The 19202-nt window shown below is 66.6% G+C and carries 11 protein-coding genes; 6 read left to right on the top strand and 5 right to left on the bottom strand.

Features of this window, described 5'->3' with window-relative positions; genetic code table 11:
- Positions 1 to 17: 17 nt before the first annotated feature.
- Both AX690_RS03645 and AX690_RS03640 read left to right on the top strand, forming a co-directional pair.
- On the top strand, positions 18 to 2837 hold the full coding sequence (locus AX690_RS03645; RefSeq protein WP_066682450.1) for a TonB-dependent receptor: 2820 nt from the start codon (positions 18 to 20) through the stop codon (positions 2835 to 2837).
- 73 nt (positions 2838 to 2910) lie between these two features.
- Complete coding sequence (locus tag AX690_RS03640) at positions 2911 to 4383, top strand: CehA/McbA family metallohydrolase (protein WP_066682444.1); 1473 nt, start codon at positions 2911 to 2913, stop codon at positions 4381 to 4383.
- Positions 4384 to 4404: 21 nt separating this feature from the next.
- On the opposite strand, the gene AX690_RS03635 is transcribed toward AX690_RS03640, so the two are convergent.
- Positions 4405 to 6393, bottom strand: a complete 1989-nt coding sequence (locus AX690_RS03635) for a calcineurin-like phosphoesterase C-terminal domain-containing protein (protein ID WP_066682443.1) — start codon at positions 6391 to 6393, stop codon at positions 4405 to 4407.
- Positions 6394 to 6670: 277 nt separating this feature from the next.
- Between AX690_RS03635 and AX690_RS03630 the strand changes: the two genes are divergently transcribed.
- From AX690_RS03630 to AX690_RS03620, 3 genes are all read left to right on the top strand, one after another.
- Positions 6671 to 9688 (top strand): TonB-dependent receptor, encoded by a 3018-nt coding sequence (locus AX690_RS03630; RefSeq protein ID WP_231732106.1) that lies wholly within the window; start codon positions 6671 to 6673, stop codon positions 9686 to 9688.
- A gap of 128 nt (positions 9689 to 9816) precedes the next feature.
- Positions 9817 to 10572 (top strand): DeoR/GlpR family DNA-binding transcription regulator, encoded by a 756-nt coding sequence (locus AX690_RS03625; RefSeq protein WP_066682442.1) that lies wholly within the window; start codon positions 9817 to 9819, stop codon positions 10570 to 10572.
- A gap of 303 nt (positions 10573 to 10875) precedes the next feature.
- Entirely contained in the window at positions 10876 to 13446 is a 2571-nt protein-coding gene (locus AX690_RS03620; protein ID WP_066682440.1) for a TonB-dependent receptor, read from the top strand.
- A 65-nt stretch (positions 13447 to 13511) separates the two neighbouring features.
- Here the strand turns inward: AX690_RS03620 and AX690_RS22010 are convergent, their stop codons facing one another.
- Positions 13512 to 13754 carry a helix-turn-helix domain-containing protein gene (locus tag AX690_RS22010; RefSeq protein WP_197426775.1) on the bottom strand — a complete coding sequence of 81 codons (243 nt, stop codon included), beginning with the start codon at positions 13752 to 13754 and terminating at the stop codon, positions 13512 to 13514.
- A gap of 175 nt (positions 13755 to 13929) precedes the next feature.
- Entirely contained in the window at positions 13930 to 16305 is a 2376-nt protein-coding gene (locus AX690_RS03615) for a nitrous oxide reductase family maturation protein NosD (RefSeq protein ID WP_066682438.1), read from the bottom strand.
- 588 nt (positions 16306 to 16893) lie between these two features.
- On the opposite strand from AX690_RS03615, the gene AX690_RS03610 reads away from it, so the two are divergent.
- The gene (locus AX690_RS03610; RefSeq protein WP_066682437.1) at positions 16894 to 18081 is read left to right on the top strand and encodes an alpha/beta fold hydrolase; all 1188 of its coding nucleotides are present in this window, start codon (positions 16894 to 16896) and stop codon (positions 18079 to 18081) included.
- Positions 18082 to 18149: 68 nt separating this feature from the next.
- On the opposite strand, the gene AX690_RS03605 is transcribed toward AX690_RS03610, so the two are convergent.
- Both AX690_RS03605 and AX690_RS03600 read right to left on the bottom strand, forming a co-directional pair.
- The gene (locus AX690_RS03605; RefSeq protein WP_066682431.1) at positions 18150 to 18458 is read right to left on the bottom strand and encodes a DUF3574 domain-containing protein; all 309 of its coding nucleotides are present in this window, start codon (positions 18456 to 18458) and stop codon (positions 18150 to 18152) included.
- 188 nt (positions 18459 to 18646) lie between these two features.
- The coding region (locus AX690_RS03600) for a GNAT family N-acetyltransferase (protein ID WP_231732105.1) at positions 18647 to 19202 on the bottom strand (556 nt) is incomplete at its 5' end.

Genomic DNA, 19202 nt, shown 5'->3' with positions numbered 1-19202 from the left:
AGATGGGGCGAACTACGATGATCAAGTCTTTGACGCGCCATGGAGCGCCGCGCGTGGGCGCATGCCTGCTTCTGGCCACCTCGGCGTTGGTCGCCGTCGCGCCGGTCGCGGCTCATGCGCAAGCGGCCGCGCGGGTGGAGTTCAAGGTCCCGGCCGGCGATACGGCTCAGGCGCTGAACGCCTTCTCGCGTCAGGCCGGCGTGCAGATCCTCTTCCCGTACGACGTGGCGGCCAAGCACCGCACGGCGGGCTTGCAAGGCGCCTATGGCCGCGAGGAAGCCGTGCGCCGTCTGATCGAGGGTAGCGATCTGGAGATCGCCTCCGCCACGGCCGAGGTCATCACCCTGCGCCAGCGAGGCGCCGGCCCTTTGGCCGCCGGCGGGGCCGCCCCTGAGGTCTCGACGGTGGAGGAGCTGATCGTCACCGCCCGCGCGGGTTCGGACGCCCGCACACGCCTGTCGACCAGCTACGCCGTCACGACGATGAACGAAGAGACCCTGCGCCTGCGCTCGCCCATGGGCGTGGCCGACGCGCTGAAGTCGGTGCCGGGCTTCTGGGTCGAGGCGTCCGGCGGCGAGGCCAGCGCCAACATCCGCGCGCGCGGCATCCCGCAGGAGGGCTTTTCGGCCATCGCCCTGCAGGAGGATGGCGCGCCGGTGCAGCACGACGGCGGCCTGGGCTATCTGAACGCCGACCAGTCGTTCCGCCTGGACGAGACCATCGAGCGCATCGAGGTGGTGCGCGGCGGTCCCTCGTCGATCTTCGCGTCCTACGCCCCGGGCGGCACGGTCAACTTCATCACTCGCAAGGGCGAGACCCGCGAGGGGATCATCAAGGTCCAGGCCAGCGACTACGGCCTCAAGCGCGTCGACGCCTATGTCGGCGGACCGATCGGCGAGTGGCGCGCCAGTCTTGGCGGCTTCTGGCGCGACGACGACGGCATTCGCGATCCGGGCTTCGCCGCCAACAAGGGCTATCAGGTCCGCGCCTCGATCGGCCGCGACTTCCAGCGCGGCAGCTTCGACTTCAACATCAAGCACCTGGACGACAACGTCATCCTGTTCGCCGGCGTGCCGCTGAAGTTCAACGCGGCGGGCGAGCCCAGCGCCGCCCCGGGCTTCGACCCGCTGACCGGCACCCTGGCGGGGCCGGAGACCGAGAAGCTGACCCTGCGCGGTCCCAAGGGGCCCTTCAACTGGGACCTCTCCCGCGGCACCGAGGTCAAGCTGACCCAGGCCACCGCCGTCCTGAAGTACGAGATCGCCGACGGCTGGCGCCTGCAGGAAACCCTGCGCTATCGGACTTCGGAGTCCAAGCGCATCGGCCTGTTCCCCAATACCCCGGTGCTGGGTTCGGCCCGCATCGCGCAGTATCGCGCCGCCCTGCTGGCGGCGACGCCCGGCGCGACCGACGTGCAGCTGCGCTACGCCACCAGTCCCAGCGAGGTGTTCAGCACGACCGGCGCGGGCCAGAACGGCAATGGCCTGGTGCTGGATGGGTCGCTCCGCTACGTCTCCGTGCCGCTGGATGAGCTGATCAACGACACGCGCCTGCTGCACAAGTTCGAGATCGGCGGCCAGACCCACGACGTGGCGGCGGGCTTCTATCACGCCCACGTCGAGGAGGCCTTCAACCGCTACTCGGCCAACGCCTTGCTGGACGTGCGCGACAACGCCCGACGCCTCGACCTGGTGGCCGTTGACGCGAGCGGCAAGGTCCTGTCCAGCCTGACCGAGAACGGCATCAGCCGCTATGGCGCCGAGTTCGCCAACGGCGACGGCAAGTCCAACACCACGGCGCTCTATCTGACCGACGAGTGGCAGGTGACGCCGGCGCTGCGCATCGACGCCGGCGTGCGCTGGGAGAAGGTGGAGTTCACCGGCCGTAGTGAACGGACCGCGACGATCAATCTAGGCCAGTCGCCGACTCCCGCCGACGACACGGTCCTGGCGGGCTCGGGCGTCTATGACCGCTTCACCCGCAAGTTCGACCACACCGGTTGGACCGTCGGCGCGGACTATCGCCTCACCCCGCACATGGGCCTCTTCGCCCGCTACACCTCGGCCTTCCGTCTGCCGTCGCTGGGCGACTACATCACCAACGCGACCAACACCGCGCCGATCGTTCAGACGATGGACCTGACGGAAGCCGGCTACAAGCTGACCACCGGCAAGCTGGACCTCTACGCCACGGTGTTCCACACCGCCTATGACGCCCTGACCTTCGGCAGCCTGGTCTTCAATCCGACCACCGGGGCCTATGTGAACCAGACCAGCGTCACCGACACCAAGACGCTGGGCCTTGAGCTGGAAGGGACGATCCGTCCGACCGCATGGTTCGACCTCGGCTTCAGCGCCACGATCCAGAACCCCGAGTTCGGCGACTACAAGTTCGAGGAGAGTTGCACGGTCTCGGCCTCGGACCCGACCTGCCAGGTCAAGCCGCCGGCGGGAACCGCCAGCCGCACGCGCGACTTCACCGGCAACCGCCTGGTGCGCGTGCCCAAGACCGCGTTCCGCCTGACCCCGGGCGTCAACCTGATGGATCGCCGTCTGCGGATCGAGAGCAGCATCGAGCGCTATGGCGACCGCTTCTCCGACGCGGCCAACACCTCGCGCCTGCCGGCCTATACGCTGGTCAACGCCACGGTGCGGTTCAATGTCAGCGAGGCGCTGTCGATCTACGCCTACGGCACGAACCTGACCAACGAGCTGGGCCTGACCGAGGGCAATCCGCGGGCCGGCCAGATCATCAGCGGCGAGGCCGGCGCCCTCTATGGCGTTGGCCGGCCGGAGTTCGGACGCGCCTTCAAGGCGGCGCTGCTCTACCGGTTCTGAGGCGCCGCCTGACCTTCTTCCCCTGACCTTGGGCGGCCGCAACCTCGGCCGCCCTTCTTTTTGGAAACCGTCCATGCGCCGCTGGCTCGCCCTCATCGCCCTGCTGATCGCCTGGCCTGCCCACGCCCAGATCTTAGAGCCGGATCTCGTCCTGACCGGCGAGATCACGGGCGCGGATCACCAGACCTATAAGCCCGTGACCTTCGACGTGCCGCCCGGGGTCACCCGCCTTGAGATCGCCTTCGACTATACGGGCCGCGAGAACCGGACGGTGGTCGATCTGGGCCTGCTGGACCCCGACCGGTTCCGGGGTTGGAGCGGCGGCAACAAGAAGACCTTCTTCGTCTCGACCGAGGCCGCGACGGCCAGCTACCTCCCGGGGCCGCTGCCATCCGGCGAATGGACCCTGCTGCTGGGCGTGCCCAACGCCCGGCCGGGGTCCAAGGCGACTTACGAGGCGAAGGTCTGGTTCCAGCGCGCCCCCGCGTCCCCGCCCGTCACGCTCGCAAAGGCGACGACGCCCGGGTGGTATCGCGGCGACCTGCATATGCACACCGCCCATAGCGATGGGAGCTGCGTAACCGGGGACGCCCCGCGCGCCGCTTGTCCGGTCTATCGCACGGTGCTGGCGGCCCAGGCCGCAGGGCTCGATTTCATCGCCGTGACTGATCATAACACCACGAGCCAGGCCGAGGCTCTGGCCGAGCTGCAGCCCTCGTTCCCCAACCTGTTGCTGATGACCGGGCGCGAGGTCACGACGTTCCAGGGCCACGCCAACGTCTTCGGACCGACCGCCTTCATCGACTTCCGTCTGGGCTCGAAGAGCGTCCCGACCATCCGCGACCTGCAACGGGCCGTGACGGCCGCTGGCGGGATTTTCTCGATCAACCACCCGGCCGCGCCGTCGGGGGAGCAGTGCATGGGTTGCGGCTGGACCGCCAAGGACACCGACTTCGACGCCGTACAGGCGATCGAGGTCGCCAATGGCGGAAACGAAAAGGCGCTGGGAGGGTTCGAGGGCGTCCTGTCGGGCGTTCCCTTCTGGGAAGCCCAGCTCAACGCGGGGCGCCGGATCACCGCCATCGGCGGCAGCGACAACCACGACGCCGGCATCCCCCATGACAAGCCCTCGGCCGTCGGGCGTCCGGCCACGGTGATCCACGCCGAGGGACTGTCCAGCGAGGCGCTTTTCGCGGGCCTGCGGGCGGGCAGGGTGTTCATCGATCTCGACGGTACAGGCGATCGGATGCTGGATCTCTCCGCCACCGTCGGCGGCCGCGGCGCGGTCATGGGCGGGACGCTGGCGGCCAGACCCGGCGAGACCATCGCCTTCACCGCCGTGATCGCCGGCGCCGATCCGGCTGGGCTGGAGGTGATCCAGGATGGCGCCAGGATCGTCCCGAGAATCTCGCCGACGGGCGCGTTCGAGGTCCGGATGGGGGCGCAAGATAGCTGGGTGCGGGTCAACGTCCGGGACCGGGCCGGCCGCCTGTTGATGATCGGCAACCCGATCTATCTGACGACCGCGGGCGCTCGCGCGCCCTAGTCCAATGGCGGCCAAACACGCCTACTGGTTCTTGAACCTGTCCCAATACTCGAAATCGAAGGTCGGCTTCGGGCGGGTTGCGCGGACCTCGAAGACAAGCGTATCGCGCGAGGCCTCGCCCTGGTCGCGGGTGACGGTGACGACCGCCGTGTGCGTCCCTTCAGCCAGACCCTGGGGCAGGTCGTAGCGCCAGATGTGTGGTGAGTGGTCGGCGCGGGAGCCGCGCGGCTGAGGCGGCATGGGCGGCAGGCGCTTCTGGCGACCCTGGACATAGCCTTGCGCCTCCGGATCGCCGGAGCGGCTCTGGATCGCCGTGCGGGCCATGGTCAGTTGCCGCTGCAGGGCGAAGGGATCGGAATAGGCCGAGCCCGACCGGACGCCTTCGCCGCGTAACTCCTGGGTGCGGGTCATGGGCGCCGCCGCGCCGCCGTCGATGGCGACCATGACCCTGGTCGTCGAGTCGCCCATCCAAACGTCGGCGGTCAGCCAGCTCCCCGCCTGAAGGTCCGAAGGCGTCAGCAGCTTCACGTCCGGCAGGTCCTGGACGCTGAGCGGCGGGACGGCGTCGCGCCTGTCTTCCGAGGTGTCGCGCCAAGCGAAGATCGTCTCGGCCCAGGCGCGGAAGCGCGGCGTGTTGACTGATAGCCACATGGCCCGATCGCGCGGAAGGCCGCTGGCGCGGTAGTCGAGCGTGTAGTCGGTCCCCTTCACGGCGAAATCGACATAGCCGCGCGGCGAGCCGTCGCCCTGGATGCTCATCGGCGCACCATCGATGTCGTAGTCGCCGCCCCACCAGTCGCCGGCCACGGCGCCGGCCACCAGATGGCGGAACGGAATCGTCGAGACCCCGACCGTCTCCTTCCAGCCTCCCATTGAATCGCCCGGAGCCATGTTCTCCAGCGTGTGGCTGTGGCCGGTCAGCGAGAGCGCCGGGCGCCCCTTCACCAGGGCGTAGAGCTCGCCCAGATTATCGGTCTGGTGCGGCTGGGACTCGGCGTTGTCGAAGCCCACGAACGGGATGTGGGCGGCGAACACCACCAGCTTGCTGGGATCGGTCGCCTTCAGCACGTTCGCGATGAAGGTCATCTGATCGGGCAGCAGGCGGCCGTTGTAGGTTTTCCAGTACTGCTTGCAGAACGGTCGCTCGCGGGCCTCGCGCGGGTCCTCGCCGCAGGGGAACGAGACGTTGTCCAGGACGATGAACACCGCCTGGCCGATCTCGAAGGCGTAGTTATTGGGGCCGTATAGCCGCCGCCAGGTGTCGGAACTGTCGATGTCGTGGTCGGCGTCGTGGTCGTAGTCGTGATTGCCCTGCACCCACCACTGCGGGACGCCGATCGCGCCCATCACCTCGGCCGTGCGCGGGATCAAATGCAGGTCGTCGCTGACGATGTCGCCCAGGGCTAGCAGACAGTCCGGCTTCCGCGGCGCGTTGAGCATCTCGCGCACCAGGGAGTCGCGGACGTAGCCGACCTCGATGTTCGACCCGGGCTGCACGTCGCCCAGCACCGCGCAGTTGAAGCTCTGACCGGTTTTTGTGGGAACGCGCGTGGGAATGATCGGAAAGTTGATGGCCGAGGGCAGGGGACCGGTCGGCGGCAGGCCGCCGTACCGCAGCGCCTTGGGCGAGCCGGCCGGCTTGTGCTGGTAGGCGAAGCGCGGGACCCAACGGTCGTCGGTCGGCACGCGCCAGCCGCTGGGCTGGATCACGAACACCGCCATGTCCGGACGGGCCGGGAGGATGTAGCGGCCGGCCTTGTCGGTCAGCACCACCTCGCGGCTATTGGATACCTTCACGCCCGCCACGCCATGCTCGCCTGAATCCAGACGACCGTTGTGGTTGGCGTCGTCGAACACCACGCCGGCGATGGACGTCTCGTCCGCGCGCGCCTCCCGGCGCACGTCGATGTTTGCGAAGTACGGATCGGTCGGCGCGGCCAGGGCGCCGCCGGCGCCGCCGCAGACGATTGTCGCCCACGACAGGGCGATCAGCAGGGAAGTCTTGGTCACCTCGGATCCCTCGGCTGAAGACGGCCCCCTCTTTGGCGGACGTCTGACACACCCTGATGAAGCCCGTGAATTGGACTTCTGTGTGGGTTTCGCGGGATTTCTGGTCAAAACCCTCCCGAAGTGCAAGCTAATCTCTCGTGACATGAACATGAAATCAACAAATGTCACATCACATCCACAAAACGCGCCTAAGGAAGACCGCGGCGAGGGGGCGGCGGCCGTGAGGGACGGTTCGCGACGCTCGTCGGGCACAAATTTCTCTTTGGGAGAGTCGGTCGTGAGGCATCAAACTCGAGCCGGGCGACGCCTGGGCGGCGTCCTGGCGCTGCGGGCGCTGGCCTTGGTCAGCGTGAGCATTCCGGCGGTCGCGCTGACGGCGGCGCCGGCCTTCGCCGAGGACTACACCAACGTCCAGGCCTCGGGCCGCGTGCAGTCGGCCGACGGCAAGCCGATCGCCGGGGCCGTGGTGCAGCTCACCTCGGAAGCGCTGGGCGTCAAGCGCTCGGCCGTCACCAACGCCAGCGGCGCCTATGTCGTGTCGCAACTGGCGCCGGGCGCCTACGCCGTATCGGTGACCGCCGACGGCTACGACGCCTATGCAGAGGCCGGCGTGCTGATCACCCGCTCGGGCGCCTCGAACCTGTTCACCCTGGCCCCGGTCGGTTCCGTCGAGGCGGTGGTCGTCAAGGCCGGCCGCATGCGCACGCCGGACTTCGAGATCACCACCACCGGCGCGGCCATCGACATCGGCGAACTGGCCGAGCGCGTGCCGGTCGGCCGCTCGCTTCGGGACATCGCTCTGATGTCGCCGGGCGTCGTGCAGGGGTCGTCCTCGGCCAATGGGACGTTCGCCAACCAGATCTCGATCTCGGGCGCCAGCTTCATCGAGAACGCCTTCTTCGTGAACGGTCTGAACATCACCAACTTCCGCATGGGTCTGCTGCCCGTGGAGGTGCCGTTCGACTTCTACAAGTCGGTGGAAGTGAAGACCGGCGGCTATCCGGCCGAGTTCGGCCGCTCGACCGGGGGCTTCGTCAACGCCATCACCAAGTCGGGCACGAACACGTTCCACGGCGGGATCACCGCGACCTGGGAGCCGGGCGACCTGCGCGACAGCGCGCCCAACACGTTCCGCAACAACTATGAGGACGCCACGGCCGAGCGCGAGGAGTGGGTGGCCGAGCTGGGCGGGCCGATCCTCAAGGATCGCCTGTTCTTCTACGGCCTCTACAACCAGCGCAAGCTGAAGACCTTCACGCCCCAAGCCACCGGCGCCAACGCCACTCGCGTCACCGACGATGCGCCCTTCTGGGGCGGCAAGCTGGACGGCTGGCTGACCTCCAGGCAGCACTTGGAGTTCACCTATTTCGACACCACCAAGGACGTCCGGAACCGCAGCCTGAACTATGATCCGGCGACCAAGACGGTCGGGGCGGAGACGGGCGGGACCAACCAGCGCTCCGGCGGCGAGAACTATATCGGCCGCTACACCGGCGTCTTCACGCCCTGGTTCACCCTGTCGGCCGCCTATGGCGTCAACAAGTTCCGCGACGGCCAGCTGCCGCTGGACACCACCCACGAGCAGGTCGTCGACTACCGGAGCAATACCGCCGGCGTGAACATCGGCCTGAACAAGGTCACCGACGCCCAGTCGTTCAATGACGACAAGCGGACCTTCTACCGCGCCGACGCCGACTTCAACTTCGACCTGCTCGGCGCCCACCACCTGAGGATCGGGTACGATCACGAGGAGAACACCGCGATCCAGTTCTTCGAGACGATCGGCCGCGGCGCCTTCAAGCTGTATCGCTCGACAGGGTCGGACCAAAGCAACCTGCCGGCCGGCGTCGAGTACGTGACCACCCGCGTTTACCGAAACAGCGGCAGCTTCAGCACCGTCAACCAGGCCTTCTACGCGCAGGACCAGTGGTCGCTGTTCGGCGATCGTCTGCAGGTCGAGGCCGGCGTGCGCAACGACCGCTTCGACAACCGCAACGCCGACGGCTCGACCTTCTACGATCCGGGTAATCAGTGGGCGCCGCGCCTGTCGGTCTCGGGCGACCCCTTCGGCGACGGCAAGTCCAAGCTCTACGGCTTCTTCGGCCGCTATTACCTGCCGCTGCCCAGCGACCTGTCGTTGAAGTTCGCCGGCTCGCTGGTCACCTACACCCGCTACAACCGCCTGGACGGGGTCGGCGCCAACGGCGATCCGGTCATTGGCGCGGCGATCACCACCGCCAACGGGGTCACGACCTGTCCGGACACCAAGGTCTCGAACTGCCTGGTGTCGGCCTCCGGGCTGGTGGCCGACACCGCCGAGTCGATCGCCCATAACCTAAAGCCGCAATCGGCCGACGAGTTCGTGGTAGGCTACGAGCGGCGCTTCGGCGACCTGATCAAGGTCGGCGCCTATTTCACCCACCGCGAGCTGAACAGCATCGTCGAGGACGTGGCGATCGACACCGGGGCGCGCGCCTATTGCGTGAAGGCCGGCTTCACCGCCGCCCAGTGCCAGTCCAGCTTCGGCGGCGGGCGCCAGTGGGTGATCGTCAATCCCGGCGAGGACGTGAAGATCCGCCTCAACAGCCTGCCGGACGGCTCCAAGCCGGTCGTCACCTTGTCGGCCGCGGACCTGACCTATCCCAAGCCCAAGCGCGACTACAACGCCCTGACGGCCACCTTCGACCGCGCCTTCGACGGCAAGTGGTCGGTGTCGGGCTCGTACACCTGGGCCAGCCTGAAGGGGAACTACGAGGGCGGCGTGAGGTCCGAGAATGGTCAGCTGGCGATCAACACCACGGCCGACTTCGACTCGCCGGGTTTCCTGAACGGCGCCGACGGCTATCTGCCCAATCACCGCCGCCACACCTTCAAGGCCTATGGCAGCTATCAGGTCAACGACTGGCTGACCTTGGGCGGCAACGGCCTGGTGCAGTCGCCGCGCAAGTACAGCTGCATCGGCATCGTGCCCAAGGACGTCGACCCGACCGCCTACGGCTATCAGGGCTATGGCTTCTACTGCCAGGGCAAGGTCGTCGACCGCGGATCGGCCTTCGAGGGCGACTGGGTGACCCAGTTTAACGCTTCGGCGGTGGTGACCATCCCGACGCCAGGCGACCGGTTCGACGCCTCGCTGCGACTGGACGTCTTCAACCTGTTCAATTCGCACGCGGTGACCGCCTATCACGAGTTCGGCGACGTCGGCGGCAGCGGGGTGGCGGACACCAACTACCGTAAGCCCGTCGAGCACCAGACTCCGCGCTACGCGCGGATCCAGCTGCGCGTCGCCTTCTAGCGACCGCTTCGTCCCCGGCCGGTCCTCCCATCCCCGCCGGCCGGGGGCGCTCTTCATGCCCCGGAACGCAAGCGATAGTATTCCGGAAACTTGGTCGGCGAGTCGCCGCCGACGGACACGGACAAAGAATGCTCAAACGCCACGATCGTCAGCGCGACATCCTGAACCTCCTGGCGCCCAACCAGACGCGCGCCATCGCCGATATCGCCAAGGCGCTGTCGGTCTCGGAGGAGACGATCCGGCGCGAGCTGCGGGTGATGGAGGAGGCCGGGTCGATCGTGCGGCTGCACGGCGCGGTCCGACTGCCGCCGCAGGAGATCGAGGGCCCGTTCGACCTGCGCATGCAGAAGAACGTGGCGGGCAAGACCCGCATCGCCGAGGCGGTGGTCAAGTTCATCGCCGACGGCGACACCCTGTTCCTCGACAGCGGCTCGACCTCCTGCTTCGTGGCCAAGGCGCTGGGCGAGCACCGCCAGCTGAAGATCATCACCAATTCGCTGGCCGTGGCCCAGGCGGTTCGCAAGGACAGAGGGCATACCCTGTTCCTGGCTGGCGGCGAGCTGAACACGGCCTATCAGGCCTTCTCGGACCGTCACGCCCAGGACTTCCTGGCCGGCTTCCGGCCCAGTCTGTCGATCCTGACCGTCGGCGCCGTCAGCCTCGAGCATGGCCTGATGGACCATTCGCCCAGCGAGGCGATCATGAGCCGCATCGCCTATTCCACGGCCAGCCGCGTGCTGCTGGCCGTCGACCAGGGCAAGTTCGGCCGGATCGGTCTGGTCCACACCGCCGCCCTCAAGGACGTGGACATCCTCGTCACCGACGCGCCCTTGACGCCGGCGTTCCAGGACGCCTTCTCCCACGCCGAGGTGGTGGTCGCCTGAGCAACCCCGTCGCCGCGGCGACGAGGGCTGCAATCTGAATGCTCCGTTCCTGGACCCGCTTGAACGGCAGCTATTGCGCAAACGCGGCGATCGTCCAGGAGATCGGCGCCGGGGAACGTTCAACGTTTTCGATGCATCGCCGGCGCGGGGGCTGCGCGCTAGCCTTCGGTCGCTCTGTCCAATCCTGAGACGAGCGTTTCTGAAAACCCGCGCCCGCGCCGTCTTCCCCAAGCGGCGCGGCGTCGTCCCCGCGCCGCCCTGGCGCGGGCGCACGGCGTTGCGCGCTATCCGTGGAACTCTCCATTGCCCCATTACCGTTACGCCTTTCTGGCCACGGCGGCGCTGGTCGCGCCTCTCGCCGCCTACGCCCAGCAAGAGACGCTGATCGGCGAAGTCGTCGTCACCGCGCAAAAGCGCGAACAGGCTCTCATCGACGTGCCGATCGCCCTGACCGCTTATGATGCGCGCGGCCTTGAGCGCCGAGGCGTGCAGACCCTCGACCAGCTTGCGCTCTTTACGCCGGGTTTCGAGGTCCAGCAGCAGTCACCCAACAATCCAGGCTTCGTGATGCGCGGCGTCACCTCCAGCGCGCTGGAGTCAGCGTTCGAGCCGCGCGTGTCGATCTTTCAGGACGGAGTTTCGATCTCGAAGGGCGAAGGCAGTTATGTCGAACTGTTCGATGTCGAACGGGTCGAGGTCGCCAAGGGACCTCAGTCGACCCTGTTCGGGCGGGGCGCGCTCGTCGGCGCCCTGAACATTATCCAGAACAAGGCTAGGCCGGGCGCGGCGGACGCCAAGCTCGTCGTGGAGGCTGGCGATTACAGCGCTCGTCGGGCCGAGGCCATGATCAACGCGCCTGTCGGCGAAACCCTGGCTGTGCGCCTGGCCGCCGTCCGCCGCCAGCGCGATGGCTATGTCAGCAACCTGCGGGGACGCGAGGACTACCAGTCGGTTGACACCACCGCGCTGCGCGGGGCGCTGGCCTTCGCCGGGAAAGGGCCGCGACGGCTTGATCTGATCGTCAACTACCAGCGAGACAGGCCGACTGGGACGGCGTTCAAGTCTCTGGTCATCGACCAGACCGATCCGGTCAGCGGGGCTTTTCTCGCCGACCGGCGCGACCCAGATGGGATCGCCCAGGGGGCGGGCCAGTCTTTCCAAGACGGGCAGGATCTCAACATCGACCGCACCGTCTGGGGCGCGACCCTGCTCGCCCGCTGGCCGCTCGCCAACAGCATCACCCTGTCGTCGATCAGCGCCTTCCGTCATTTCCAATCCTCGGAATCGAACGATCCCGACGGCCTTTCCCTGCCGCTTCTGACGGCGATGAACGAGGGTAAGGCCAAACAATGGAGCCAGGAGCTGCGCATCAACTTCGATCCTGGCGGACGCTTGAGTGCGTTCGCCGGGGCGAGCGCCTTCGGCTACGAGGGTCATCACCAGACGCCGCTTCAGATCGATGAGCGTCTTGCGGTCGCGGCGCTGACGCGACAACTCAACGGCGCGGCCGTTGGCGCGGGCCTTCCGGCGACGCGAACGGCCCCGTCCGCCCTATTCGAGAACAAGGGTTTTGTCGCCGCGCTAATGCAGGGCTTGGTCGCTGGAGCGTCCGACAATCGTACGACGGCGGTGTTCGACCCAGCCATCGTCCTGACCCCCGCCCAGGCTCTGGCTATCGCCAGTAACCTCCGGTCAGATCATCGTGAGACGTCAGTCGACACCAGTATTCTGTCTTCCTTCGACCTCTTCGCTGATGGGACGCTGGCGCTGACCCCAAGGTTCGAGGTCTCGGCCGGACTGCGCTACACGCGGGACAAACGAAAGAGCGGCTACAGCGCCTTCGTCACTGGCGGGCGCAGCGTCGCCGGCGGCGCGATCGGGGCGGCTCAACTGGCCAGTTCTGGTTCGCCGACGGCCGTGGCCCAGGCCAAGGCCCTGCTCGCGGCGCTTCAGAGTCCGGCGGCGCAGCAGGTCCCGGTCAGCATCCTGCCGCTGTTCGGCTTCAGCTTCCAGCCGACGGCCGGCAATGGGGCCTTCTCCAGCGACAGCCTCGACGATGACGGCCTGACCTGGCGCCTCGCCGCGCGCTATGCGCTCGACGATCGGACAAACCTTTACGCGACCTACGCCCGGGGGCGGCGGCCTCGAACTCTGGCGGCCCGAGGGCCAAGCGCGCCGTTCGGGCCGCCGCAATTCGGCGCGCAATCCGCCGAGACGGTCGACAGCATCGAACTCGGCGCCAAGTTTCGCCGCCCTGAACGGGGCCTTCGCGGCAGCGCGGCCGTCTACGGCTACGGCTACAAGAACTTCGAGACTGTCGATCGCGATGGGGTGCGGTTGATCACAACGAACCGCGGCAGCGCGCGCGCCTACGGCGTTGAACTTGAGGGGGAGTGGTCACCCACGTCCTACGTCGACATCTTCGCCACCTACAGCTTCAACCACGCCCGGTTCACCAACGGCGCGTTCGATGGCAACCACCTGCGCCAGTCGCCCGACCATTCGGCCTCACTGGGCGCCGCGGTTCGATGGCCCGCGCCCGGTGGCGTGTTGGAGTTGCGCCCGACCTTCACCTGGCAATCGAAGATGTTCTTCGACGACAACAACGATCGGCCCGACCTCCAGCAGCCGCCTGCCGCTCTGGTGGCCGACGCTGCGGTCGACGAGTTCCAGAACGCCTATGGGCTCCTGAACCTGACCTTGACCTACACGCCGACTGGCCGCTCGCTGGCTTTGGAGCTCTTCGCGACCAACCTGACCAACGAACGCTACATCATCGACGCGGGCAACACCGGGGACATCCTGGGATTGCCGACCTTCGTCGTCGGCCCGCCTCGAATGGGCGGGGTGCGTGTCACCTGGCGTCTTCCTTGAGAGCTTCGCCGGGGGCGGGCTCGGGCCCGCCCCCGGCGGATGCTTGCGTCTGACACGCGACAAGGTCAGGAGGGGCCGTCTAGCAGGCTACGACGCACGGCCTCGGCGACCGCCTGCACCCGCGTCCTCACGCCCAGTCGGCCACAGCATTCCAGGATATGAAAGTCGACGGTCCTCGCCGAAATGCGCAGGATCGCGCCGATATCCGAGGAGCTTTTTCCCTGCGCCGCCCAGTAAAGACACTCACGCTGGCGCGGACTCAGGATCGCGCTACAAGCCGTTGAAGTCGGGTCTTGGTTCAGACGCATGCTTGAAGATGTCTCTCGAACCCCGGAGGGGCGCCCGCCGTCGGCGCCGCACGATGGCAGTCTAGAGGCGGCCGGGTTCGAAGGCATCGCGCGCCAGCGGGGAATGTTCGTTGCGGGCGCTGAATGATGCTCGAAGGTCTGGGCGCGCCGCCTTCGTCACGACGCGCCCGAAGGTTTAGCCGAAATGGCCTTCGAACAACGACGAGCTGGGCGCGATGCTCGTCACAACCGTGGGCGTATCGATGTGCGGAGCGGCGAAGGCTGTCTTCGCTCCGGGCGCATCTTCCGTCGTGAACACCCATTGGCCCAGAGTGATGGGGCCGGCCTGCCAAGGCGCGGCGTTGACGCGCAGGAAGTCCTTGGTGGTCACCACGCTGTAGGTCGTGCCGAACTTTAGGTGGAACGGCGTGAGATCGATGTCGACCACCTGCTTGCCGTCATAAGCGTCGCCCTTCTCGAAATCGATGACGCCGGCCACCACTCCAGCGCCCATCTCCACGATCTTGAGTTTTCCAGACGTGTATTCAGCGAACGCCTCGGTCACCAGCTTCAGGCCGATATGTCCGTCGGTGTCGACATGGGCCGCGTCAGGGCCTGAATAGACGCCGATGACGCCGGCGACGGCCTTGGCCAGGGGCTTGAACACCGCATCCGTCGGCAGACCTTTGGTCGCGGCTGATGGCGTCGTCGTTGGCGGCGGCGTGTCGGCCGGCCCCGGCGTCGGCGCGTCCCCCGCAGTGGTGAACTGCCATTCACCGCGCGTGATGGCTCCGGCTTGCCAGGGCTCGGCGTTCACACGAATGAAGTCCTGAGTGGTCACGACGCTGTAGGTCGTGCCCGTCTTCAGGTTGAAAGGCGTGAGGTCGATGTCGAGGACCTGGCGACCGTCATACTTGTCGCCGCCGACGAAGTCGATCTCGCCCACAGCCTTGCCGGTCGCTTGCTCGACGATCTGCAGAAGGCCGCTCGTGTATTCGGAGAAACCCGTGGCGGCCAGCTTGATCGCCAGGTGACCGTCAAGCGCCACCGCGTGCGCGTCCGGACCCGAATAGACGCCGACAACGCCATCGACCGCCTTGGCCAACTGGACGAAGGGCAGGTCAGGCTCGGTCGGGTCCAGCGCGCCGCCATCGCCCGCGCCCCCGCCGGCTCCGCCCCCAGGTTCGCCATCGCCGCCAGGGCGACCGTCGCCGCCTTCGCCCGGCTGCGTCGCGCCCTTTGGAGGCGCCGCGCCAATCCCGCCGCGCGTCGGAAGCGCGAGGGGCGCGCCGTTGTCGGCCTGATCGGCCCCGATATCGAGCGGTCCGCCGCTCAGCGGCTGGCCGTCAAAGTCGGCGCCTAGCGCCAAGGCGCCGCCTCCGTCGATCGCGCCCGCTCCAGCCTGGAGGTGAAGATTGGCGTCGAGCTGCGGGGCGGCCACCCGTGAATGGCCGTCCGCGCCGATCCTTGCGAGCCATTGCGCCTGGGTGATCTCGCCATCGCCGAGATCGAAGAGCTTCTCTCCCTGGGAGCCCTGGCCGAAGACTTGGTTGTTGTCGCTACGGATGGGGCCGGTCACGCCGTTCTGCAAAATCGCGATCGCCGCGGTGGTCACGTAGCCGGGCGATCCGTTGTAGGCTTCAGCGACCGAGACGATGTTGTTCATCACCAGCGGATTGACGGTCTTGGTGTAGACATCGCCGCTTTCGGTCCAGGTGGTGATCCCCGAAACCATGACGCCGCCGCCAAAGTACCAGGGGCGCGTCGAAACGTTCACCAAGGTGTTGTTGTAGACCTGCGGGTCCTTGCTGCCCCACACCATGATGCCGCCGTCGGCGGTGTCCTGGATGATGTTGTTGCGGACGATCCCATTCATGGTTTGGTAGAGCTCTGGATTGTCTTTGCCGAACCATTCCAGATCGGTTTGGTAGCCCAGCATCAGGCCGGCGCCGGAGTTTGGCGGGTCCTGCGGATCGACACCCTGGGCGCCGCCGGCGCCGGTGTTGCGGATGAAATTACCTTCGATCAGGCCGTTGGCGGCGCCGCCCTTGATGTACGCGCCACTTGTAGCGGTATCGTGGATGTAGTTGCCGCGGATCACGACGTCGTCGGCGTTGACGATGTCGATGCCTTCGGCGTTGGAGCCGTCGCGCATGCCCGAGTTGTAGATCTCGTTGTGCAGGATCTGCAGGCCGTCGGCGCCCGGCGCGGCCTTGATGACGTCGCGGCCCGAGTCGTGAAGGATTGAGTTTTGGATCGTGATGTTGCGCACCCCGTGCTCAGGGATGTCGCCGCCCCAGTCGTAGGTGCTCTCAAGCTTCACGCCGTAGTACGATCCGCCCTTGATCTCCAGGCCGTCGATCGCCCCGCCGTGAGCGTCCTCGCCAAAGCGGATGACCCACTCAGGGTCATCGGGTCCGGATCCGGTCGAGACGATCGCCTTTTCGCCGGGGAAGTTCTTAATCGTGATGTTGGCTTCCCGGACGGTCACGCCGCCAGCGTATTCCCCGCTCCGGAGCATGATGGTGTCGCCGGCCTTGGCAAGGTCGAGGGCTTGCTGAAGGGTCCGCACGGGGGACTCCACTGAGCCGGGCCCGTTGGCCGTCCCCGTGAGCGAAACGATTATCGTCGCCATAGCGAAATTCCTTTCCACCGCGCCGCCATGATGCGGCTTCAAGGAAAGACGCTAACAAGCTCAACCCAGGGGTGCGTCCTGATAGATCTACGAGGTCGCTCAGGTTGACGTTAATCGGGCGAAGATCTGTAAGCCAAAGAACTGAAAGAACTTTTTTCGCCAAGCAAGCCGCCCGCGGCATACGCGTTAAGCTTTAAGGGTCTTTATTGCTGTATCTTAAGGAGGGCTTAACCTTGCGTTGGGCCTGCGGCCCAAAACGCGCGAAGTGCGACAGGCGCGACCTGTGAGACTTACCAGGATGGGCGGCCGGGCGAGTCAGGACAGCAAGTAGCGGCTGCAGATTTTCCCCACCGAAGTCTGTGGCCCGCCGGCCCTCCGGGACCGATGACCAGTCGGCCGGCGGCGCTTGTCTGTTCCATCGCAGATGGCGCTTCGCCGCTGGCGTCTGCCGCCTTACGGCGAAGTTCAACGGACTCATGGCGCAGACGCCGTTGCAGCGCCTCGCCGCTACTCCAGGAAAGCTCGATGCTCAGAGTCTACGACAGCGCTCACTTTCAGGCCGGCCATCGCCAGCTCCATGGCGAGCCCTTCTTCGACTTCGAACTGAACCGATGGCTGCCCTCCATGGACGAGGCTGAAGTGAGCACGGTAGTCGGCCGCATTCACAGCATAAGTGATTGGACGCGCGAGATGATCGCGCTGGGCAAAGCGGCCGAAAGCGAGGGGCGGGCGCTCCACGCGTCCGCCTATTACCGAGCGGCGGAGTTCTACATGATCGGCCAGGACCCAAAGCGCGGCGAACTCAACGCCGCCTGGCTGAGATTGTTCAACGCCGCGGTCGCCGACTGGCCGATCGAACGCTATCAGGTCCCTTACAAAGACGGGTTTTTGCCCGTGCTTGCGATGCGGGCCAAAGGGCCTCGACGCGAAACACTTGTCATCCACGGCGGGTTCGACTCCTACAAGGAGGAGTATTTCCTCGCAGCCCCAGATTACGCGGCGCAGGGCTTTGACGTGGTGGTCTTCGATGGGCCAGGGCAGGGCCAAGCAATCCGCCGCTGGCGTCTAACCATGGAGCCGGCGTGGGAAAGGCCGGTCGCTGCGGTGCTTGACCACATGGGGATCGAGTCCTGCGCGCTGATGGGCTTTTCCCTCGGCGGCTACCTCGCGCCGCGCGCCGCCGCCTTCGAGCCGCGCATCAAACGCGTGATCGTCAATGACGTCCTGGCCGACTTCTATGCCGCCTTCTTGGCCAAGGCGGGGCCTGAAGCCGGCGCGCGGATCGACGCCATGGTCCGCCAGGGCCAGATTGACGCCGTCAACGCTGCTCTGAAGGCCATGTCGGAGCAGTCTGAAACCGCGGGCTGGGCCATCGCCCACGGCATCGAGATCTGCGGCGCTGAAGACGGCTACGGATTTCTCACGTGGCTGCGGAACCTATGCACCGCTCCATTTTCCGAGCGGATCACTCAGGACGTCCTGCTGCTGGGCGCCCAGGAGGATCACATCGTCCCGATCTCGCAATGGTACGACCAGATCGGCATGCTGCGGAACGTGAAGTCTTTGACGGCGCAGCTCTTCACGCGCGCGGACCACGCTCACGCCCACTGCCATGTCGGCAACACCCCGCTGGTCCTCGACTTCGTCATCACCTGGTTGAACTTCCAAATGCGCGCGGAGGAGGGGCGCTTGCGCTTGCCCGACTTGGCCTAATCGCCGTCAACCTGCTGGAGGTCGACGGTCGGCGGGGCGCCGACGCTTATCTAGATTCTGGACCGCCGCTAGAACGTTACGCACGTTGGCTGGGTAAGCTTCATGACCGACTCCTGGCGGAACGCGGCGCGATAGTCCGATCGGATAGCGTCGATCCCGGCTAGCTGCGCCTTGTCGCTTACCGCCAGGATTAGCACCTTGCTCCTTTCCCTGACGCTCGCGCCGGTGGCCGGGCGCCATCGGCCCTCCGCGTCGAGCACCGTGAACCCATGGGGAAAGCGTGGCGCGACGGCCTCGTCGAGAAAGCGGTCGAAGTCAGCGTTCGACACAGAGCCCTGCTGCCTCATATCAAGGCCAAAGAAAAGCTGGACGAGCACCGCCGCTTGGCTGGGCGTAGGGCAGGACGGAGGCAGGTGGGCGCAGCCGCCAAGGGCCAGAAGCCCGAGCAGGATGGGGAAAGGACGCCGGGGCCGGGGAGGCTGTGAACATTCGGCCATACTTGGATCTCCTGGCGATCACTCTTCCATGCGGCGCCGACCGACGCGTCCACGGGTTCGGCGCGGCGCTAGGCTGCGGGATGGACTTCGCGCTCTGTCCAGGCCAAGCGAGGTATCGCCCAGCGCCAAATCACCCCGACTTCCGTATCGATGCTCTCGCCAACCTTGCTCATACCAATCTTTCGTAGCACAGCGTCGGAGGGACCTGGCTCCGCCAGGGTGTGCGCGACGACTGCGGTGACCTCCCCGTCGGCGAACGCGTGAGCGAGCAGGGCGCGGGCGGCGGCTGTCGCCAAGCCGCGACATCGGAAGGCTGGCGCGATCTCGTATCCGATCTCGACCTCGCCGTTCGTGTCAGGGCGCGCGACGAACCCCCCATTGCCCACCAGCCGTCGCGGTTCGGTTAGCACAAACAGATATGAAGGCCAGGCTTCGGCTTCTTCGGGGGGCTTGCTTGAGGTTGGCGCCATACCTTCCGGAAATGCGGGCCATCCATCAGGAACCGCCGCCCCGAGAGCCGTCTCGAAGCGCTTGCGCGACCTGTGAAACGCTCCTCTCAGGGCAGGAGTGAGCTGATCTTCCCCCGAAAAAGTGGACGGGGTTAAGCCGCTCTGCGTTCCATCT

It is taken from the genome of Caulobacter sp. CCH9-E1, from assembly GCF_001556515.1.
Lineage (GTDB): Bacteria > Pseudomonadota > Alphaproteobacteria > Caulobacterales > Caulobacteraceae > Caulobacter.
This window is presented reverse-complemented; position numbering and strand designations above follow the sequence as displayed.